At 71.0% G+C, this 20,163-nt stretch carries 19 protein-coding genes; 7 read left to right on the top strand and 12 right to left on the bottom strand.

What is annotated here, in order from left to right; all coding sequences use genetic code 11:
- The first annotated feature begins 25 nt into the window (after positions 1 to 25).
- Together ACFU8Q_RS15920 and ACFU8Q_RS15915 are read left to right on the top strand one after the other, a co-directional pair.
- On the top strand, positions 26 to 1,909 hold the full coding sequence (locus tag ACFU8Q_RS15920; RefSeq protein WP_384453423.1) for a S9 family peptidase: 1,884 nt from the start codon (positions 26 to 28) through the stop codon (positions 1,907 to 1,909).
- Between the two features lie 175 nt (positions 1,910 to 2,084).
- Positions 2,085 to 2,963 carry an SURF1 family protein gene (locus ACFU8Q_RS15915; protein WP_384453420.1) on the top strand — a complete coding sequence of 293 codons (879 nt, stop codon included), beginning with the start codon at positions 2,085 to 2,087 and terminating at the stop codon, positions 2,961 to 2,963.
- 112 nt (positions 2,964 to 3,075) lie between these two features.
- Here ACFU8Q_RS15915 and ACFU8Q_RS15910 read toward each other — a convergent pair whose 3' ends face one another.
- The 5 genes from ACFU8Q_RS15910 to ACFU8Q_RS15890 form a co-directional block, all read right to left on the bottom strand.
- Positions 3,076 to 4,173, bottom strand: a complete 1,098-nt coding sequence (locus tag ACFU8Q_RS15910) for a hypothetical protein (protein ID WP_384453418.1) — start codon at positions 4,171 to 4,173, stop codon at positions 3,076 to 3,078.
- Between the two features lie 92 nt (positions 4,174 to 4,265).
- The gene (locus ACFU8Q_RS15905; RefSeq protein WP_384453454.1) at positions 4,266 to 4,841 is read right to left on the bottom strand and encodes a SigE family RNA polymerase sigma factor; all 576 of its coding nucleotides are present in this window, start codon (positions 4,839 to 4,841) and stop codon (positions 4,266 to 4,268) included.
- A gap of 371 nt (positions 4,842 to 5,212) precedes the next feature.
- The gene (locus ACFU8Q_RS15900; RefSeq protein WP_384453414.1) at positions 5,213 to 6,277 is read right to left on the bottom strand and encodes an aspartate-semialdehyde dehydrogenase; all 1,065 of its coding nucleotides are present in this window, start codon (positions 6,275 to 6,277) and stop codon (positions 5,213 to 5,215) included.
- Complete coding sequence (locus ACFU8Q_RS15895) at positions 6,274 to 7,545, bottom strand: aspartate kinase (protein ID WP_384453411.1); 1,272 nt, start codon at positions 7,543 to 7,545, stop codon at positions 6,274 to 6,276. Before ACFU8Q_RS15895 ends, ACFU8Q_RS15900 begins: the two co-directional genes overlap by 4 nt.
- Before the next feature lie 104 nt (positions 7,546 to 7,649).
- On the bottom strand, positions 7,650 to 7,823 hold the full coding sequence (locus ACFU8Q_RS15890; protein ID WP_384453408.1) for a hypothetical protein: 174 nt from the start codon (positions 7,821 to 7,823) through the stop codon (positions 7,650 to 7,652).
- Here ACFU8Q_RS15890 and ACFU8Q_RS15885 point away from each other — a divergent pair.
- Positions 7,822 to 7,998 carry a hypothetical protein gene (locus ACFU8Q_RS15885; protein WP_384453405.1) on the top strand — a complete coding sequence of 59 codons (177 nt, stop codon included), beginning with the start codon at positions 7,822 to 7,824 and terminating at the stop codon, positions 7,996 to 7,998. The two genes, ACFU8Q_RS15890 and ACFU8Q_RS15885, sit on opposite strands and share 2 nt — an antisense overlap.
- Before the next feature lie 178 nt (positions 7,999 to 8,176).
- Here the strand turns inward: ACFU8Q_RS15885 and ACFU8Q_RS15880 are convergent, their stop codons facing one another.
- The 3 genes from ACFU8Q_RS15880 to ACFU8Q_RS15870 form a co-directional block, all read right to left on the bottom strand.
- Complete coding sequence (locus ACFU8Q_RS15880) at positions 8,177 to 8,836, bottom strand: DUF5063 domain-containing protein (protein WP_384453402.1); 660 nt, start codon at positions 8,834 to 8,836, stop codon at positions 8,177 to 8,179.
- Between the two features lie 215 nt (positions 8,837 to 9,051).
- Positions 9,052 to 9,651, bottom strand: coding sequence for a recombination mediator RecR (gene recR, locus ACFU8Q_RS15875; RefSeq protein ID WP_351086039.1), 600 nt, complete (start codon positions 9,649 to 9,651; stop codon positions 9,052 to 9,054).
- Positions 9,652 to 9,708: 57 nt separating this feature from the next.
- On the bottom strand, positions 9,709 to 10,044 hold the full coding sequence (locus ACFU8Q_RS15870) for a YbaB/EbfC family nucleoid-associated protein (RefSeq protein WP_266365457.1): 336 nt from the start codon (positions 10,042 to 10,044) through the stop codon (positions 9,709 to 9,711).
- Between the two features lie 357 nt (positions 10,045 to 10,401).
- Here ACFU8Q_RS15870 and ACFU8Q_RS15865 point away from each other — a divergent pair, with 357 nt between their 5' ends.
- Complete coding sequence (locus ACFU8Q_RS15865; RefSeq protein WP_384453398.1) at positions 10,402 to 11,184, top strand: SLATT domain-containing protein; 783 nt, start codon at positions 10,402 to 10,404, stop codon at positions 11,182 to 11,184.
- A gap of 89 nt (positions 11,185 to 11,273) precedes the next feature.
- Here ACFU8Q_RS15865 and ACFU8Q_RS15860 read toward each other — a convergent pair whose 3' ends face one another.
- The 3 genes from ACFU8Q_RS15860 to ACFU8Q_RS15850 all read right to left on the bottom strand — a co-directional run bounded on the left by ACFU8Q_RS15860 (position 11,274) and on the right by ACFU8Q_RS15850 (position 14,392).
- Entirely contained in the window at positions 11,274 to 11,924 is a 651-nt protein-coding gene (locus tag ACFU8Q_RS15860; protein ID WP_384453451.1) for a hypothetical protein, read from the bottom strand.
- Positions 11,925 to 12,127: 203 nt separating this feature from the next.
- Complete coding sequence (locus ACFU8Q_RS15855) at positions 12,128 to 12,883, bottom strand: GntR family transcriptional regulator (protein WP_384453395.1); 756 nt, start codon at positions 12,881 to 12,883, stop codon at positions 12,128 to 12,130.
- A gap of 135 nt (positions 12,884 to 13,018) precedes the next feature.
- Positions 13,019 to 14,392, bottom strand: a complete 1,374-nt coding sequence (locus ACFU8Q_RS15850) for an aspartate aminotransferase family protein (protein WP_384453392.1) — start codon at positions 14,390 to 14,392, stop codon at positions 13,019 to 13,021.
- A 48-nt stretch (positions 14,393 to 14,440) separates the two neighbouring features.
- Here ACFU8Q_RS15850 and ACFU8Q_RS15845 point away from each other — a divergent pair, with 48 nt between their 5' ends.
- Together ACFU8Q_RS15845 and ACFU8Q_RS15840 are read left to right on the top strand one after the other, a co-directional pair.
- The gene (locus tag ACFU8Q_RS15845; protein WP_384453389.1) at positions 14,441 to 14,623 is read left to right on the top strand and encodes a hypothetical protein; all 183 of its coding nucleotides are present in this window, start codon (positions 14,441 to 14,443) and stop codon (positions 14,621 to 14,623) included.
- A 199-nt stretch (positions 14,624 to 14,822) separates the two neighbouring features.
- Positions 14,823 to 16,703: a protein kinase gene (locus ACFU8Q_RS15840; protein WP_384453386.1), complete on the top strand. Its 1,881-nt coding sequence runs from the start codon at positions 14,823 to 14,825 to the stop codon at positions 16,701 to 16,703.
- 438 nt (positions 16,704 to 17,141) lie between these two features.
- On the opposite strand, the gene dnaN is transcribed toward ACFU8Q_RS15840, so the two are convergent.
- Positions 17,142 to 18,269 carry a DNA polymerase III subunit beta gene (gene dnaN / locus ACFU8Q_RS15835; protein WP_384453383.1) on the bottom strand — a complete coding sequence of 376 codons (1,128 nt, stop codon included), beginning with the start codon at positions 18,267 to 18,269 and terminating at the stop codon, positions 17,142 to 17,144.
- Positions 18,270 to 18,660: 391 nt separating this feature from the next.
- Between dnaN and ACFU8Q_RS15830 the strand changes: the two genes are divergently transcribed.
- Complete coding sequence (locus ACFU8Q_RS15830; RefSeq protein WP_384453447.1) at positions 18,661 to 20,139, top strand: helix-turn-helix domain-containing protein; 1,479 nt, start codon at positions 18,661 to 18,663, stop codon at positions 20,137 to 20,139.
- Positions 20,140 to 20,163 lie beyond the last annotated feature (24 nt).

Genomic DNA, 20,163 nt, shown 5'->3' with positions numbered 1-20,163 from the left:
GGCGTTCCGGCGCAGAATGGGGGACATGACTGAGATCACTGGCTCGACGGCGCCGTCCGCACAGGCGACCGTTTCCCTGCTCGCGACCGCCTCCGTGCCGGAGTGGGAGCAGCGTTTCCGGGCGCCGCGGGTATCGCTGCCCGACTGGGCGGAAGATGCGCCGCACCGCGCCCTGTTCGTCTCCAACGCCACAGGCACGTACGAGCTGTACGCATGGGACCGCGCCACCGGCGAGCAGCGCCAGGTGACCGACCGGCCGAACGGGACGACGGACGGTGTGCTGACGCCGGACGGCGAGTCGATCTGGTGGTTCAGCGACACCGACGGGGACGAGTTCGGGGTGTGGATGCGTCAGCCGTTCCACGGCTGCGGGGGCGAGGAGACGCTGGACGAGCCGGCGGCACCCGGCCTCGGTGCCTCGTACCCGGCCGGGCTCGCGATCGGGCGCGACGGTACGGCGGTGATCGGCCGTTCGACGGACGAGGACGGGACGACGATCCATGTCGTACGGCCCGGGGCCGCACCCGTCGAGATCTACCGGCACCGGGAGTCGGCGGGGGTCGGTGACCTCTCGTACGACGGGACGCTGATCGCCCTGGAGCACACCGAGCACGGCGATGCGATGCACTCCGCGCTGCGGGTGGTGCGGCCGGACGGGTCGACGGTCGCCGAACTGGACGACACCGAGGGCGGTACGAGGGAGCTGGGCCTGTCCGTGCTGGGCTTCGCCCCCGTCGCCGGGGACACGAGGCTGCTGGTCGGCCACCAGCGACGGGGCCGCTGGGAGCCGATGATCTGGGATCCGCTGACGGGCGTGGAGACGGACCTCGCGATCGATCTGCCCGGTGATGTGAGCGCCGAGTGGTATCCGGACGCCTCCGCGCTGCTCATCGTGCACGGCTTCGAGGCCCGCAGTGACCTGTGGCGGTACGAGCCGGGGTCCGGCGGTGCTCCCGTGCGGGTGGAGACTCCCGCCGGTTCGGTGTCGGGTGCCACGGCCCGGCCGGACGGCACAGTGGAGTACCTGTGGTCGTCGGCCGCGCAGCCGCCCGTCATCCGGTCCACCTCGGGCGCTGTGGTGCTCGATCCGCCCGGCTTGAAGGCCCCGGCGTCCGTGCCGGTGGAGGACGTGTGGGTGGACGGGCCCGGTGGCCGCGTCCACGCGCTCGTACAGCGGCCCGCAGCCCCGGCCGAGGGGCCGTTCCCCACCGTCTTCGAAATCCACGGCGGTCCGACCTGGCACGACAGCGACGCCTTCGCCTCCGGTCCCGCCGCCTGGGTGGACCACGGCTACGCGGTCGTCCGGGTCAACTACCGCGGCTCCACCGGATACGGCCGCGCCTGGACGGACGCGCTCAAGCACCGGGTCGGCCTGATCGAGCTTGAGGACATCGCCGCAGTACGGGAGTGGGCGGTGAAGTCCGGGCTCGCGGACCCGGCGAAGCTGGTCCTGGCCGGTGGGTCCTGGGGCGGCTATCTGACCCTGCTCGGCCTCGGTACGCAGCCGGACGACTGGGCCCTGGGCCTGGCGGCGGTCCCGGTCGCCGACTATGTCACGGCGTATCACGACGAGATGGAGGACCTGAAGGCGATGGACCGCACGCTGCTGGGCGGCACGCCGGAGGAGGTTCCCGAGCGCTTCGAGGCCTCGTCCCCGCTGACATACGTCGACGCCGTCCGGGCGCCGGTCTACATCTCGGCGGGCGTCAACGACCCGCGATGCCCGATCCGCCAGGTCGAGAACTATGTGGACCGGCTGAAGGGTCGTGCCGCGGTGCACGAGGTCTACCGGTACGACGCGGGGCACGGTTCGCTCGTCGTGGAGGAGCGGATCAAGCAGGTCCGCCTGGAACTCGACTTCGCCCGACGCCACCTGGCCCCGCAAGAGTCGGGCCCGTCCGGCGAGTAGGGGCGTCCGCTCCGTCCTGGGGCTTCTGTTCCGTCCGGCTTATGTTCCCGTCCTGGTTCCATCCGGCTTCTGTTCCCGTCCTGGGCGTCCGTTCCGTCCGGTACGGGCGCGCGTCACCGGGCATCGGTCGGTACCCCGCGCCGGGCGTCCGGCGCGGGGACCGTACCGTGGAGGTGTGTACCGGTTCCTGCTGACCCCGCGATGGTGGGGGATCAACCTCTTCGTCGTGCTGGCCATCCCATTCTGCGTCTTCATGGGCACCTGGCAGCTCGGCCGCTTCGAGGACCGCGTGCAGACGCACGCCGCCGCCGAGAAGCAGCCCGCCCCGGGCACGAGGGCCGCCAAGCCGATCGACGACCTCTTGCCCGTCGACACGGAGACGTCCGGCCGTCCCGCGACCGCGACCGGCCGGTACGCCGACCAGTTCCTGGTGCCCGGCCGGGAGTTGGACGACAAGAGCGGCTTCTACGTCCTGAACCTGCTCCGTACGGACAGTGGCAAGGCGCTGCCCGTGGTGCGCGGCTGGCTGCCCGGCGAGCCCGGCCGCACCGCCGTGCCCGCCGCACCGACCGGCAAGGTCACGGTCACCGGCGACCTCCAGGCGTCCGAGAACGCCGGCACGGCGGGCATCGACGCGACGGGCGGGCTCCCGCACGGACAGGTCGGCATGATCAGCGCCGCGTCCCTGGTCAACCTCGTCCCGTACGACGTCTACGACGCCTGGGTGACGCTCCAGGACACCGGCGCCGCCGGCGCGCTGCGCCCCGTACCGGCCGCCGCGCCGCAGGGCACCGGGCTCGACCTGAAGGCCTTCCAGAATCTCGGCTACACCGGGGAGTGGTTCGTCTTCGCCGGGTTCGTGCTCTTCATGTGGTTCCGGCTGGTCCGCCGCGAGGCCGAAGCGGCGCGCGACCTGAAGCTGGGCCTCGTCGCAGACACGGACGCGGGTGCGGGCCCGGATACGGCTGCGGGTGCGGGCACGAGTGCCGGGTCAGGCATGGACACCCGCCCGGTGGATCCCGCCGACCCCGACGTGAGCGTCGGCACCGTCTGAGGACGTACACACGTGAGGGGGTCCGCCCGCCGAATCGGCCGGTGGCCCCCCTCACGCATGCGTCATACGCCGTGCGCCGTACGCCGCAAACCGCGCCGCGCCCTCACCCCGCTCACGTGCTGGGAGCCAGCACCCCGGTCCGGTAGATCGTGCCCGCGCAGGCGTTGGTGATCTTCGTCTCCGCGACCGGCGCACCCGCCTCCGGCGTGTGTGTGACGGCGACACTGCCGTCCAGTTCCCGGCCGCCGTCCTGGCCGCCGAACTGCGGATTCACGTCGGCGGACCCGTCCGCGCTGCCGGTACTGGGACCGGCAGCGGTGCCGCCCGGGCCGTCCGTGCCGTCCGTCGGGGTCGGGCTCGGTGAGTCTCCGGCGGTCGGACAGGTGTCCTTCGGCACCCAGGCGAACTTCACCTCGTACGCCATGGACGGCTTCAGCAGCACCGCCCCCTGCTCCTGCGAGGGGTCGGGCAGCCCGGACGCCGCGTCACCCGCCGTGTGCTGGACAACCGTGATCGCGGCCGGGTCGGCCGCACCCATCGCCTGAAAGCCCACACTTCCACTGCTGCTCACCGAACAGTCCGTGCCGGAGACGTTGGCGATCCGGAAGGTGCCGTACACGGTGCCGTCAGCACTCGCCGCGCCCGTCTCTGCCGAGGCGACCGAGAGCTGCCCCGGGTCGCAGTTCGGCCTGGATGCCGCCTCGGGCGCGGCCGGGTCGGCGACCCCGCCGGCCAGCCCGCCGTCGGTACCCCGGCCGCCGCCGTCGGACGGACTGCTCGTGCTCGCGGGACGGTTCGGGCCACCGTCGGCCCGCCCGTCGCTGCCACCGCCGTCACTCTTCCCGCCGGTCCCCGAATCTGTCTCGGTGCCGTTGCCGCCCTGCGCCTGCTCGCCGTGTCCGGCTATCGCGGGATTGGCGGCGTTCGAACCGTTGGAGTTCGCCACATGGACGAAGGCCGGGACGGCCGTGCCGATGAGCAGTGCCGCCGCCGCCATGCCGACGGCGGCCTGCCGTCGCCTGGCGCGCCGGGCGGGCACCGCGCGCTGCAGAAGGTCGAGAGTGCCATCGCCGGGTTCGATGTGCTCGACGGCCCCGTGCAGCATGCGGCGCAGCGCGACCTCGTCCATGTCCGCACCCGGGTTCACCTGCGAGGCGCTCTGCGACCCACGCTTCTCCGGCCCGTCGCGCTCCGGCCCGTCGTTCACCATTTCGTTTCCAGTCGGGTCATACCAAGGCTCACGCTCGTGGCCGCTCTCACGGCCGTTCTCGTGGCCGTTCTCGTTCCTGTGGTCGCGCCGGCTCATACCTGCGCCTCCATCACGACGCGCAGCGCCGCGATCCCACGCGAGCCGTAGGCCTTGACCGAGCCCAGGGATATACCCAGCGTCTCGGCCACCTGGGCCTCCGTCATGTCCGCGAAGTAACGCAGCACCAGAACCTCCCGCTGGCGCCGTTGCAGCCCCCGCATCGCCTTGATCAGCGCGTCCCGCTCCAGTTGGTCGTACGCGCCCTCCTCCGCGCTCGCCATGTCCGGCATGGGCTTGGAGAGCAGCTTCAGCCCGAGGATGCGGCGTCGCAGCGCCGAACGCGACAGGTTGACGACGGTCTGACGCAGATACGCGAGCGTCTTCTCGGGGTCCCGTACCCGGTTCCGCGCCGAGTGCACGCGGATGAACGCCTCCTGCACCACGTCCTCACACGAGGCGGTGTCGTCCAGGAGCAGAGCCGCGAGGCCGAGCAGCGAACGGTAGTGGGCGCGATAGGTCTCGGTGAGATGGTCGACCGTGGTTCCGGCAGCCACGCTCTCCTCAGCGCCCTCGCGCTGCGACGGCAGCCGTGCGGGACGCGCAGCGGGCATGGGCGCGATCACCGGCATACCGCCGGGCGCGCGGGGCCGTCTGAGCGGCCGTACCGAAGCGCCGCGCAGGGGGCCCACCACTGTGATATCGAGAACCTCTGCCACGCCAGTTGGACACGTTTCCCCCCGTCAGGGTTGTACGCCCGCAGCACCGCGTTCAACACGGTGCGACATGCCCTCATACGTACCTGCTCTTCCCCGAATGCCCCGACTGTGCGCCCCGCCGCGCAAGAGGTGACCGCATAGACGCGCACTGTGCGGCCGGCGGTTGCAGCAGGCCGAAAGGTCATCGTCGGACACCCTGACACCCCAGCTCAAGAGGTTCAGACCTTCAACTTGCTCACAGGACATTCACAGAATGCGTATAAACAGGTTCCGATCAGGACCGATCAGGACCGGGGGAATTCGGCGGCCACCGATTCGGCGATCTGCGCCACGTTCAGCGCCGCGCCCTTGCGGAGGTTGTCGCCGCAGACGAACAGTTCCAGACCCCGGGGATCGTCCAGCGATCTGCGTACCCGCCCGACCCAGGTCGGATCGGTACCCACGACGTCGGACGGTGTCGGGAAGTCCCCGGCGGCCGGACTGTCGTACAGCACCACGCCCGGGGCCGTCGCCAGGATCTCGTGGGCCCGGTCGACCGCGATCTCGTTCTCGAACCGCGCGTGCACAGACATCGAGTGCGTCGCGATCACGGGTACGTACACGCAGGTCGCCGCCACCCGCAGGCTCGGCAGATCCAGGATCTTGCGGCACTCCTCACGGATCGCCAGTTCCTCCGACGACCAGCCGTCGCCGGCCTCGGTCCCGGCCCAGGGCACCACGTTGAGGGCCACCGGTGCGGCAAAGGGGCTGCCTTCGGCGTCGCCCACGGCCCGCCGTACGTCTCCGGGCTTCGTGCCCAACTCCGTACCGGCCACCATCGACAGCTGTTCACGCAGGGCCGCGACGCCGTCGCGGCCCGCCCCGCTCACCGCCTGGTACGAGGAGACGACCAGTTCCCGCACGCCGAATTCGGCGTGCAGCGCACCGACCGCGACGATCAGCGAGAGCGTCGTGCAGTTCGGGCTCGCGACGATGCCGCGCGGCCTGATCCGTACGGAGTGCGGATTGATCTCGGGCACGACCAGCGGAACGTCCGCGTCCAGCCGGAACGCGGCGGAGTCGTCGATGACGACCGTGCCCTTGGCGGCGGCGATCGGCGCCCACTGCGCGGAGACGTCGTCGGGCACCAGGAACAGCGCCACGTCGACACCGTCGAAGACGTCCTCGGTGAGTTCGAGGACTTCGCTCTCCTCGCCGCGTACGACCAGCTTGCGGCCGGCCGAACGCGGCGAGGCGATCAGCTTCACCTCGCCCCAGACATCCGCGTGCTGCGAAAGGATCTGGAGCATGACGCCGCCGATCGCCCCGGTCGCTCCGACGACCGCGAGCGAGGGACGGCGCGCGGTCATCGGCCGGTGCCCCCGTAGACGACGGCCTCGTCGGAATCGCTGTCGAGACCGAAGGCGGTGTGCACGGCGCGCACGGCTTCGACGACATCGTCAGCGCGGGTGACGACCGAGATGCGGATCTCGGATGTCGAGATCAGCTCGATGTTCACCCCGGCGTCCGAGAGCGCCTCGAAGAAGGCCGCCGTGACGCCCGGGTTGGTCTTCATACCGGCACCGACCAGAGAGATCTTCGCAATCTGGTCGTCGTAGCGCAGCGATTCGAAGCCGATGGTGCCGCGGTTGCGTTCCAGGGCGTCGATGGCCTTACGGCCCTCGGACTTCGGCAGCGTGAACGAGATGTCGGTCAGACCGGTCGACGCGGCGGAGACGTTCTGCACCACCATGTCGATGTTGACCTCCGCGTTCGCGATGGTGCGGAAGATCGCGGCGGCCTCGCCCGGCTTGTCGGGCACGCCGACGACGGTGATCTTGGCCTCGGAGACGTCATGGGCGACTCCGGAGATGATCGCGTGCTCCACCTTCTGGTCCCCTTGCGGCTCGTTGCTGACCCAGGTTCCGCGCAGTCCGGAGAAGGACGAGCGGACGTGGATCGGGATGTTGTAACGGCGTGCGTACTCCACGCACCGGTGCAGCAGCACCTTGGAACCGGACGCGGCCAGCTCCAGCATGTCCTCGAAGGAGATCCAGTCGATCTTCCGGGCCTTCTTCACGACCCGCGGGTCGGCGGTGAAGACACCGTCCACATCGGTGTAGATCTCACAGACCTCGGCATCCAGCGCGGCCGCGAGCGCGACGGCGGTGGTGTCGGACCCGCCGCGGCCGAGCGTGGTGATGTCCTTCTTGTCCTGGGACACACCCTGGAACCCCGCGACGATCGCGATGTTCCCCTCGTCCAGCGCCGTACGGATACGGCCTGGCGTCACATCGATGATGCGCGCTTTGTTGTGGACCGAGTCGGTGATGACGCCTGCCTGGCTGCCCGTGAACGACTGGGCCTCGTGGCCCAGGTTTTTGATCGCCATCGCCAGCAGGGCCATGGAGATCCGCTCTCCGGCGGTCAGCAGCATGTCGAACTCACGCCCGGCAGGGATCGGGGATACCTGCTCGGCGAGATCGATCAACTCGTCCGTCGTGTCGCCCATCGCTGACACCACGACAACCACCTGGTTGCCGTTCTTCTTGGCATCGACGATTCGCTTGGCGACGCGCTTGATGCCTTCGGCATCGGCTACGGAGGAGCCTCCGTACTTCTGCACGACAAGGCCCACGTGCGCTCCTCGCTCAGTCCATTACTGCGGTCGGCTCAGTTTAACGAGCAGTCCGGAAACGCCCCGTCGATACCACATGGTGAGATGTCCCGCTCAGTACGTGATCATCGGCGTTTCGCTCCGAACTGCTCGTACGGGGCTGCTGCCCGCTGATCGGGCCCGCACTCCCGTATGTGGTCCAGCCCACACGCGCGGTGCGCCGGGTCCACGATGCACGAGCGGTCCACCTCCAGCGTGGACCGGAAGCCCGTGATCCGCCCTTCGGGGGCCTCCACCATGCGTACGCCCCTCCGCGCACTCCCCCTGATCCTCGCTCTCGCCGCCGTCCCTCTCGCGGCGTCTCCCGCCCACGCGGGCGGCACCCGCTTCGCCACGCACGCCGACGCCCCGGTCTACGCCGACGCGAACCCGTGGACCGACATCGTCGGCTACCTGGACCGGGCACCCCGGTGAACGGCGCCCGCGGGAGCATGGACGAGCTGTGGCGGGTATCGCGCACGGACAACGGCGCGCAACTGGGCTTCATGCGGGACGGCGACCTGCGGTGCGACGGGGGTTAGGCCCGGCGGCCGGTCCACGCCCCGCTACTGCACCGGCCGCAGGGTGAAGCCCGGCGGCCGGAACGCGCCCCCTACTGCACCGGCCGCAGCCCCAGTGGTCCCGCGATCTCCTCGGCCATCACCCGGCCCGCTTCCTCGGCCAGCTCGTCGTCGGCGGCCTCCGAGTCCGTGTCCAGCCCGTCCAGTTCCTGGAGGGGCTGGTTGAGGCGGATGTGGGCGATCAGGGACTGGAGGGCGCGCAGGGTGGCGGATGCGGTGGAGCCCCAGTTGGAGAAGTAGGAGAACTGCCACCACCACAGGGCCTCGGTCGTACGGCCCTCTTCGTAGTGGGCCAGGCCGTGGCGCAGGTCGGTGACCAGGTCGGCCAGGCCGTCGGAGATACGGGCCGGGACCGGGGCCTTGCGGGGCTCGTACGGGTCGAAGACCTCGGAGTAGACGTCGATCGGCTCCAGCAGGTCGGCGAACCGCTCGCGCAGGCCGTCGGCGTCCGGCTCCGCGCCCAGGTCGGGCTCATAGCGCTCGTCGGGGACGATGTCCTCGTACGCGCCGAGCCTGCCGCCCGCCAGCAGCAGTTGGGAGACCTGGAGCAGCAGGACGGGAACGGCCTCCTCGGGCTCCTCGACCTTGGACACCTCGGTGACCGCGACGATGAACGTCTTGATCTGGTCGGCGATCTGGACAGCGAAATCGTCGGGGTCCTGCGTGACGGAGTTCAGCGTGGCGTCAGACATCGAGGGGACCTCCCGTGGGCACGGTCGCGAACGGTGAGTAGAACATAGCGTCGCTGAACGTAAAGCCGTCGTGAGTCGCAAAGACAGTCGCCGCGAGAACATCGGACGACGAAAAAGACGACGGAGAAAACGAAGGAGACGAAGGAGCAGAGACGGAAGCAGACGCAGACGTGAACGCAGACGCGGCCCCGGGCGTGAACGCGTACGTGGAAGCGTCAGACATCGAGCAGGCGCCTCCCCTCGAAGGCGCGGCCCAGGGTGACCTCGTCCGCGTACTCCAGGTCCCCGCCCACCGGCAGGCCACTGGCCAGTCTGGTGACCCGCAGGCCCATCGGCTTGATCATCCGCGCCAGGTACGTCGCGGTGGCCTCGCCCTCCAGGTTGGGGTCGGTGGCCAGGATCAGTTCCGTGATCGACCCGTCGGCGAGACGGGCGAGCAGCTCGCGGATGCGCAGGTCGTCGGGCCCGACGCCCTCGATCGGGCTGATCGCGCCGCCGAGCACGTGGTACCGGCCCCGGAACTCACGGGTCCGCTCGATCGCGACGACATCCTTCGGCTCCTCGACCACGCAGATGACCGTCTGGTCACGGCGCGCGTCCCGGCAGATATTGCACTGCTCCTGCTGGGCGACGTTGCCACAGACCGAACAGAACCGGACCTTGTCCTTGACCTCGAGGAGGGCATGGGCAAGACGGCGCACATCGGTCGGCTCCGCCTGCAGGATGTGGAAAGCGATCCGCTGCGCGCTCTTGGGACCGACGCCGGGCAGCCTGCCCAACTCGTCGATGAGGTCCTGAACCACGCCTTCGTACAACGGGATCGCCTTCCTGGTCCTGAGCTATGAATACAACGTACGAGTTCGGGCCGCAGATCAGAAGGGGAGACCGGGCATGCCGCCCAGACCCTGGGCCAGCGGGCCGAGCTTCTGCTGCTGAAGCTGCTGCGCGTTCTCGTTCGCTGCCTGTACCGCGGCGACGACGAGGTCCGCGAGCGTCTCGGTGTCCTCCGGGTCGACGGCCTTCGGGTCGATCACCAGGGCCCGCAGCTCGCCGGAGCCGGTCACGGTCGCCTTCACCAGACCGCCACCCGCCTGGCCCTCGACCTCGGTCCTGGCCAGCTCCTCCTGGGCCGCGGCGAGATCCTGCTGCATCTTCTGGGCCTGCTGCAGCAACTGCTGCATATTGGGCTGACCACCACCGGGAATCACGGTCACTCCTGGTAATTCGACGACAGAATGTTTCGGTACGCCGAGCCTACGTGGTCACCGCGCAGCGCGCCCCACCCACTGGCAAGCAACCCTTTCGAGTGAGTTTCAGGCGGCGTCGGCGTGACTCCTATACCTGATCACAGGCCCTGCACACCCGGGAATACCGCGCTTTCGACCCCACGGCCCACCATTCGGCGGTAGGAAGGGCATACGCATCAGATACACAGGCGCCACCACTCGTCACGCAAGGTTACGTACGCGGGACTGTCGGCCACGCCGGAGAGCAGTGATCAGCCCACCGTCGAACACACCGTCACACATCAGGCGTCGCTACGCAGAATGCAGAGGAGTACCCCGGTGAGTCAGCCGGAGATGCAGCCCGAAGGGCCGCCCCGCAACGAGCCCGGTTCGGCCGGTTCCTCCGGTTCGGGCTCCGGGTCCGGCGCACGCGGCCGGGGCCGGGATCTGACCGGCACACCGTTCCCGCTCGGTGACTGGGGCGAGCCCGCCGAACGCCTCGACGAGCTGTACCGCTGGGTCGAGGCCGATGCGCTGCGCACAGCCGACTGGTACCTGAACGACCGGGTGTGGAAGCGGCGCGGCGCCAGGGCCCTGCGGATCGGTACGGCGGCCGGGGCGGTCGCCGGCGCCGCGCTGCCGTTGCTCGATCTCACCGGTGCGCTGAGCGGGGCGGCGGGGTGGGGGTATCTGTCGCTGCTGCTGGGCGCCGCGAGCATGGCCTGCGACCGGTTCTTCGGCCTGACCTCGGGCTGGATAAGGAACCTCGCCACCGCCCAGGCCGTGCAGCGACGGCTTCAGGTGCTGCAGTTCGACTGGGCGTCGGAGTGTGTACGGGAGGTACTCGGCCCGACCGAGGGCACGGCCAGCGAGGCCGCCGAGCGGTGCCTGGGGGTGCTGCGGCGGTTCTCGGAGGACATCACGGAGCTCGTGCGGACCGAGACCGCGGACTGGATGGTGGAGTTCCGGGCCGGGCCCGCGCCGATGGGGATGCAGGCGTTGTCGTCGGGCAGCGGGACCGGGGGGCGTACGGACCAAGGGGCGCTGCCGGGCCGGTTCCCGATGCAGACGATGGCCCGGCCGAACATGCCGCGGCAGCGGCCTCCGGAGTCCCCGCGGTGATTCCGCCGCGGTGACGCCGGGCGCCCGGCCGTCGCCTGCACGTCCGGCACCCGGCATCGGGTGTCCGGCACCCGCACCCGGCACCCGCTTCAGCTGAAGATGATCATGGAGCCTTGGGCGAGGCTGCGCGTGGCCGCCGCATGCAGGCCCAACCAGACGTGCCGCTCGCGGGCAAACGGACTGTTGTCGTACGGAATCGGGCCCGCCGGTTCCTCCAGGGACGTCGGCGCGGCAGGTGGCAGCGGGGCGGGCGGCGGGTTCGCCGGATCGATGCCGATGGACGGAGCCACGAACTCCAGCTCCCGCAGCAGCCCGTGCGCGGAACCGAGCGGGCCGCCGCCCGCCAGCAGGTCGTCGCTGGAGAGCGGAGCGGCGAAGTCCAGCGGGACGTACGCCCCGGCGTGGTCGTAGTGCCAGACCAGGTGGGACTGCTGCGCCGATGCCTCGAACATCTCCAGCAACTGCTCGTAATCCCCGCCCAGTTCGTCGACGGGCGTGACGGCGAGGCCGCTGAGCTGGAGCAGATAGGCGCGGCGCAGGAAGTGCAGGGCGTCGTAGTCGAAGCCCGCGACCGGAGCGACCTCGCCGGTCAGGCCCGGCATGTAGGCGTATACGGGGACGGGCGGCAGCCCGGCCTCGCTCAACGCCTTGTCGTAGACGGCAATCTCCTCGGCGAACGGGTTGTCGGGGCTGTGGCACAGCACATCGACGAGGGGGACCAGCCACAGGTCACAGGCCACGAAGTCTCGCTCTCCCACGGGTGCGCATCGGAGTCACCGGGTATCGGATCAGGTTCATCGGGTTTATTCACGACGGTCGGGACAGCGTAATGCGGTGGGCGCATTGCGCACAGTGGCCGACGACCGCGGATAGGGGCCGCCCGTATTCCGTAACCGCCGGTCCGTAGCCGTCGGTCCGCAGTCGCCGACCCGCAGTCGCCCGGTCAGTGCGTCGGGGGCTGCGGCTGCGGCCCCTCGACGGGCTCCGGATCATGGCCCGGATGCGCCGGGTCTCCGGCCGCGAGCCGGTCCGCCCAGTTCAGCGCGTGCGTGTTGTAGTCGTCCATCACCGCGCACACCGCGTCGCGGTCACCGAGGGTGATCGCCGCGACGAGTTCCGGATGGCCGTGCCACAGCCACTCCCGGGCACCCACGTCGTGGCGCAGATACGGCACCGCGAACACCCATGCCTGGACGCGCAGCCGGTGCAGGAAGTCGGTGATGTACGTGTTGTCGACGAGCGCGCCCAACTCACGCCAGAACCGCAGGTCGTAGCCGATGAGGATGTCGAGGTCGCCGCCCTGGGCCGCCCGTGCGGCCTCCTGGGCCCTGCGGCGTACGGAGACCAGATGGTCCCGCTGCGCCACCCTCTGCGCGAGCGACAGCGCCGGCCCGCAGAAGAGGCCGCGGATGACTCCGTCGATGACCAGGGTCCGGGCCTCGACCATCGACCGGTAGTCGGCGACGGTGAATTCACGCACCCGGAAGCCGCGGTGCTGATCCGATTCGAGCAGGCCCTGCGCGGAGAGATCGAAGAGCGCCTCGCGCACCGGAGTCGCGGAGACGCCGTACTGCTCGGCGATCTGCTTCACGGTGAACTCCCGCCCCGGCCCCAAACGCCCCGCAAGCACTTCGTCACGCAGCGCGTCCGCGATCTGCTGCCGCAGCGTACTGCGGGTTACAGCTCCGCTCGCGCACATGGCGCCCCTCCCCTTTTCGGCTTTCGGTCACCTTAAGCCAGGGTCGCCCTGCCCGGATCCGGGCAGGGGAGGGGAGGGGCGTGGAGGGTGCGGCCGCGCAGGGGCGTCTTCCGCCGGGCCACGCGGGCCCCGCCGCTACACCGTGTATTCGTCCGCGACCGACAGCGCCGCGTCGAGAGCCGCGAGCCCCTCCTTGGCCTCGGCCTCGGTGATGTTGCAGGCCGGAACGGCGTGGGTGCGGTTCATGTTGATGAAGGGCCACAGGCCGTTCTTCTTCGCCGCCGCGCCGAAGGCCGCCATCGGAGCGTTGGCCTCACCCGCCGCGTTGTACGGGACCAGCGGCTCGCGGGTCTCCTTGTCGCGGACCAGGTCCAGCGCCCAGAACGCGCCGAGGCCGCGGACCTCGCCGACCGACGGGTGGCGCTCGGCGAGCTCGCGCAGGCCGGGGCCCAAGACCGTCTCGCCGATGTGGGCGGCGTTCTCGATGACCTTCTCGTCCTCCATCACGTGAATGGTGGCGACCGCGGCCGCGCAGGCCAGCGGGTGGCCGGAATAGGTCAGTCCGCCCGGGTAGGCGCGGGTCTCGAAGGTGGCGGCGATCTCGGCGGAGATGGCGACGCCGCCGAGCGGCACGTAGCCGGAGTTGACGCCCTTGGCGAAGGTCATCAGGTCCGGCACCACGTCGAAGTGGTCGGCGGCGAACCACTTGCCGGTGCGCCCGAATCCGGCCATCACCTCGTCGAGGATGAAGACGATCCCGTAACGGTCGCAGATCTCGCGCACGCCCGCGAGGTAGCCGGGCGGCGGCGTCATGATGCCCGCCGTACCGGGGATCGTCTCCAGGATGATCGCGGCGATGGTGGCGGCGCCCTCGAAAGCGAGGGTGTCCTCCAGGTGCTGGAGCGCGCGGGCGCACTCCTCGGCCTCGGTCTCGGCGTGGAACGGCGAGCGGTAGAGGAACGGGGCCCAGAAGCGGACGACGCCCGCCGAGCCGTTGTCGGACGGCCAGCGGCGCGGGTCGCCGGTCAGGTTGATCGCGGTGGAGGTGGCGCCGTGGTACGAGCGGTAGGCGGAGAGCACCTTCGGACGGCCGGTGTGCAGCCGGGCCATCCGGACGGCGTTCTCCACGGCCTCCGCGCCGCCGTTGGTGAAGAAGATCTTGTCCAGGTCACCGGGGGTGCGCTCGGCGATGAGGCGTGCGGCCTCGGAGCGCGCCTCGATCGCGAACGCGGGAGCGAAGGTGGCGAGTTTGCCCGCCTGCTCCTGGATCGCGGCGACGACGGTGGGGTGCTGGTAACCGATGTTGGTGTAGACGAGGCCGCTGGTGAAGTCCAGGTAGCGATTGCCGTCGTAGTCCCAGAAGTACGCCCCCTCGGCGCCGGCGACGGCGAGCGGGTCGATCAGGCCCTGGGCGGACCAGGAGTGGAACACGTGCGCGCGGTCGGCGGCCTTCACGGCCGCACCGGCAGCGGGGTCGACATGCGGGGCATGAGGGGCATGAGGGGTCATGCCGCGAGCGTAGGCGGCGCCGGGATCGGATCGACATGGCCACCTTGTATGGCATGGGGCGCTCTGCTGGGCAGGGTGTCGCGTCGGCCCGGCCATGCGGAGTTCGCGGCGCGGCCGGCGGAGGAACTGGGGGAGGCGGAGTTCGCGGAGACGGTACGGGTGCTGGGGCGGTTGTCCGCGGGGGTGGAAGCAGTGGGGGCGGCAGGCATGTCCAGCCCGTCCGAGGCTTGAGAACGGAACCACCCTCAGCCCCTCCGAGGCTTGAGAACGGAACCACCCCCGGCCCGTCCGGCGTCTGAGGACGAAACCGGAGGAGAAATCGCCGGACACCCCGCGAACGGACGTGAAATACCGGACCCACCGGGGCACACCCCGCGCCGCTATTCTCAACGCGTTCCGGCGTATCGCCGCACGGGGGAGGACGCACACCATGGAAAAGCTCGGGCCGGCCGACCCACAACGCATCGGCGCCTACCGCCTGCTGGGCCGGCTCGGCGCAGGCGGCATGGGCCAGGTCTATCTGGCCCGCTCCGACCGCGGCCGCACCGTCGCGATCAAGCTGGTACGCGGCGACCTCGCCGAGCAGGGAGAGTTCCGCGACCGCTTCCGCCAGGAAGTGCGGGCCGCCCGCCAGGTCGGTTCCGCCTGGACCGCCCCCGTGCTCGACGCCGACACCGAGGCAGCCGTGCCCTGGGTCGCGACCGGATACGTCGCCGGGCCCTCCCTCCAGGCCACCGTCTCCGGTCGCGCGGGCGCCCGCGCGGGGGCGGCTTCCGGTACGTACGGTCCCCTGCCCGAACGTTCGGTTCACATCCTGGGTGCTGGTCTCGCCCACGCGCTCCAGGCCATCCACGCCGCCGGACTCATCCACCGCGACCTCAAGCCCTCCAACATCCTGCTGACGATCGACGGACCGCGCGTCATCGACTTCGGCATAGCCCGGGCACTCGACACGGTGGCCGACGGCGGCCTCACCCGCACCGGGGCCCTGGTCGGTTCGCCCGGTTTCATGGCACCCGAGCAGGTGCGCGGCGAGCGTGTGACCCCGGCGTGCGACGTGTTCTGCCTGGGCTCGGTTCTGGCGTACGCGTCCACCGGCCGGCTTCCGTTCGGGTCGTCCGACAGCGGCGGGCACGCGCAGATGTTCCGGATCGCCCAGGAGGACCCTGACCTGACGGGCGTCCCCGTGGACCTCGTCGAACTGATCAGGGACTGCCTGAGCAAGGACCCGGCCGCCCGCCCGACGACGGACGCGATCCTGGAACGCCTGGCCGACGACGACACGGCGGAACCTTGGCTTCCGGGTGCGCTCATCGCGCAACTCGGGCGCCATGCGGTCGAGTTGCTCAACTCCGAGGACCCGGAGGAGGCGACGGAGGAGGAGGCCGAGGAGGCTCCCCTGCCGGACATGGCACCCCCACCGCCCCCGGCCCCCACGGACCGCCCCGGCCACACGCTCCCCACAACCGTCGGCGCCCCGACCCCGACTCCCGCGCCGGCCCCGCCCCACGGGCCCCCCTCTCCCGCGTGCGGCTATCCGCAACCGCCCGCCCAGCCGCACCCCGGCCAGGGCTTCGGCCCTCCGCAGAACCACTCCGGGTACGGATATCCGCAGCAGCACCCGGCCCGGAACGACCCGCAGCAACCGCAGCCCGGCTTCGGTGCCACACCGCCGTACGGCCCCCTCTACCCCGGCGCCCCGCAGCCCGTCCCCGAGCCCGCCCGCCGCGGCAAGGCGCCGACCATCGCGCTCATAGCCATCGCCGTGCTCGTGGCCATAGGTGCGGGCGGGTCCGTCTACGCGCTCATGAACGACAAGGGGCCGGGGCCCGCCCCGTCCCCCACCACCTCCCTGTCCGCGTCGGACTCGCCCGGCGTCGACGACCCTTCGCCCGTGGACCCGGACCCGGATCCGGACCCGTCCTCCTCCGACGACCTGAAGAACAGCGACGGCCCCGTCCCGGCCGGCTACCTCGGCACCTGGTCGGGCTCCATCGACAACGCCGCGGGCCACTCCACCCGGCAACTCGTCATCCAGCAGGGCACGGTCGGCCGGACCGTCCTCACCCTCACCGCGGACGGCCCGCTCGACACCGGCGGCTCCTACCACTGCGTCTTCCAGGCGACCCTGGCCGCGGAGCCGACCCCGAGCGGCCCCGTCGAGGTCGGCCCCTCCACGGTCACGGTCGGCGAACCCATGTCGTCCTGCACCGCGGGCAAGGCCACCACGCTCACCCTGCTCCCGAACGGCTCCCTCCGGCGCGAGAACACCGACAGCGGCGAACAGCTCACGTACACCAGGGCCCACTGATCAGAGCAGGCTGCGCACCGTGAGCCCGACGCCCACGGCGAGCACGGCCGGCGCGGTCAGGACGCTCCCGTACGGGGGTAATGCCGCAGGGCGGGCAGCCGCCGCTCGCCCAGCGTGGCAAGCCAGTTGCCGCCGCCGGAGGGCAGTGGACCGGCGGAGGCGAGGGTGAGGGCCACCGATTCGCCCGTACGGAATCCAGTTCAGTTCACTTTGCGCATTCAAGCCTGGCCGTCAGCATCGGCGGTATCGCAGGACCAGCGATCGGCGCCATCGCCGACGCCACCTCCTTGCAGACTGTCCTCGCACCGCTGATCGTCCTGCCCGCGCTCGGCCGGATTCTCCTGCGTACCCTGAACGAGACCGAGTTGCTCGATGCGGCGGCCACCGGCCAACCGGCGGCCGGCGCAACGGGGGCATCCGGGAGGCATCCGGGCCGCGCTAGACCAACGGCCTGGCCGACATCAGCAGATGCTGGTGGACCGGGCGCGCCGCCTCGTCCGCCGCGTCCGCCCGGGACGCCCATCCGGTGACCATCGCCCGCTGACCGGGGCCCAGCAGCTCGAACCGGACCACGGGTGCGTCGAACGAGGCCAGGGCGTCCATCAGATACGACGGGTTGAAGGCGACCGTCAGCTCGTCGGTGCCCCCGAGCGCGGCGGGCAGACGCTGGGAGGCGACATCGTCCTCGTAACCCGCCTGCAGCAGCACCGAGTCGCTGGAGAACGTCAGGTGGAGCGGGTTGCCGCCCTCCGCGACCACGGCGACGCGCTTGACGGCCTCGACGAGGGGCGCCCGGTCCAGGACCGCGTGGACGGGGTCCGCCATCGCGAACAGCTTGTCGTGGCGCGGCAGTCGGCCATCCAGCAGACGTACCGTGGTCCGCATCCCGGCCAGTTCGAAACCGACCGAGCCGCCGTCCAGCGCGAGTTGGACCATTCCGGCTCGGCTGAAGGAGCGGGCGATCTCGGTCAGCCTGCGGGCGGAGATCACGACATCGGCCGAGACGCCGTCCTGCCCGGGCTTCCACGCAAGCGTGCGTACGGCAAACCGGTAGCGGTCCGTCGCGGCGAGGGTCATCGTGTCGCCGTCGAGCGCCAGCCGGATGCCGGTCAGGGTCGGCAGCGTGTCGTCCCGGCCGGCTGCCACCGCGACATGGGCGACGGCCGCGGCGAACTCCTCCGCGTCCACCGCACCGAGCACCTCCGGCAGCGGCGGAAGCGCCGGATAGTCGTCGAACGGCAGTACCGAGAGCCCGAACCGGGCGCTGTCACCGGCCAGTGAGAACCGTGAGCCCTCGACCGCGCACTCCACCGCACCCTCGGGCAGCACCCTGCAGACATCGAGCAGCCGGCGACCCATGACCAGCACCTTCCCGGCCCGTACGGTCTCCGCCTCCACCTCGATGCACGCGGACGCCTCGTAATCGAGGCCCGAGATGCGCAGCCGCCCGTCGGCCGCCTCCAGCAGCAGCCCGCCCAGCACGGGAACGGGCGAGCGCGTGGGCAGCACCCGGGCCGCCCAGGCCACGGCGTCGGTCAGTGCGCTGCGCTCCATACGGAACTCCATGGCGGCGGCCTCTCCCGGTCGTCTCAGATCGTGATCGTGGTCCTGATCGTGATCCGACCCTAGAGGGCGCCACTGACAACGCGAGAAGAAGCGAACCGGTTGCGGCCGACGACAGCGGCCACCCCCGTGAGCCGCTGCCGCCGCCCCCGTGCCCCTCCCCCGAGGACCTCGGTACCCCTTCCCCGAAGGGGGCCGCAACCGTGTTCGGACTCTAGGACTTCGGGTAGGCGACAGAAAGATTCAGTTCGCCCTGCGTGGGCCGTCAGGGGTATCAGTCCGCACAGTCAAACCGGTACAATGCACTCCGGTTTTTTGGGCGGAGCGCAGGGCGCAGGGGCGCGGAAGCGGAGGATGCGTGCGCGCGCGGGAACGGGCCGACGACGTACTGCGGATGTACCGGCTGGCCCGATCCGGCGGAACGCGGGAGCTGCTGCGCTGGGTGTCCGGCCGGGCGGAGGGCTGGGCCGGGCTGCTCGACGGGGACGGCACCGTCCTGCACGGTGTGGCGAGGACCCCGGACCGTACGGGCGTCGACGCCGCCGCGCTGGCCACCGAGGGCGTGAAGGAACTGGCCTCGCTCGGCGCACGCTCCTTCTCGTTCGACCGGGGTCCGTACACCGCGCTGCTGTTCCCGCTGGACGGCCCGCCCGACACCTCTCCCCCGGTCCTGGCCGTCGTCGCCCCGCGCCAGTTGCCGCACGGACTGCTCGCACTGCTCGCCGACGTCGCGATGCCGCTCGCCCTGTGCTGGACGGCGGAGACCGTGGAACGCAAGCGGCGCCGCGTCGACCTGGCCGAGTCGCGCAGCCGGGAAGCGGTGCTGCATCTGCTCATGACCGGTCAGCTGTCCATCGCGCATCAGGTGGCGGGTGCCCTGAAACCCACGCTGCCCGACCCCGTCCGGGTGTGCGTCGTGGAGTGCGCGGGCGGTCGCCGCGACGAGGTCGCGCGGATCTGCGCGGCGCTGTCCGGCGGCCGGTCCTGGATCGTGCGGTGCCCGGTGTACGCACGCCATCTGATCCTCGTCGTGCCGGCCGACCCGGACGCGGCCGGACAGCCGCTCGGCCGCCGGGTCGCCGATGCGGTGGACGAGTGCGTGGTGGGGGCGAGCGAGGACGTACCGCTGTCCGACACGGCGACCGGTTACCGGCAGGCCTTCCACGCCCTGGCCGTGGCCCGCGGGCTGCCCGTCCGGCACGCCCGCTTCGGCTCGGCGCCGGAGGCCGCCCTGGTCGTCGGCGCGGCCGGTGCGCGGTGGGCGGACGGGCTGCTGGACCCGTTGCTCACGTATCTGCCGCGGCGCAGCCACGACCCGGGCAGCCAGGAGCTCGCCGCGACCCTCACCTCCTGGCTCGCGTTCTCCTCGCATGCGACCCAGCACCTGAAGATCCACCGGAACACCCTGACCGCACGGCTCCGGCTGATCGGCGAGCTGCTCGGCCTCGACCTGAACCGGGTCGCCGACCAGGCCGCCCTCGACCTGGCCCTGCGCATCCGCGCCACGCCCACCGTGCTCAGGACGGTCGGCCCGGCCGGGGCAACGCCTGCATCGCTCCACCGGCTGGACGACATCCTGCGCGGCCCGGCCGTCCAGGAATGGGCGGCCCAGCAGCTGCGCCCGCTCACCGCGTCCCGCTCTTCCCGGACCGCCGCCGACCCGCGGGCAACGCTCCGCACCTGGCTGGAGTGCGAGGCCCGACTTGGCCCGACGGCGGCCGCGTTGGGCATTTCGGTACCGGGGGCCCGTAAGCGTCTCGCGCGGCTCGAGTCGATTCTTCAGCGCTCGTTGCTGCAGACGCCGAGTGCTCGTCATGACCTGTGGCTGGCCTTCCGGGCCCTGGACGTAGCGGGAGCGGACGCCGCCGGGTGAACCGAAACGGGGGGCGTGTCCGGC

Source organism: Streptomyces sp. NPDC057543, assembly GCF_042801895.1.
Lineage (GTDB): Bacteria > Actinomycetota > Actinomycetes > Streptomycetales > Streptomycetaceae > Streptomyces.
This window is presented reverse-complemented; position numbering and strand designations above follow the sequence as displayed.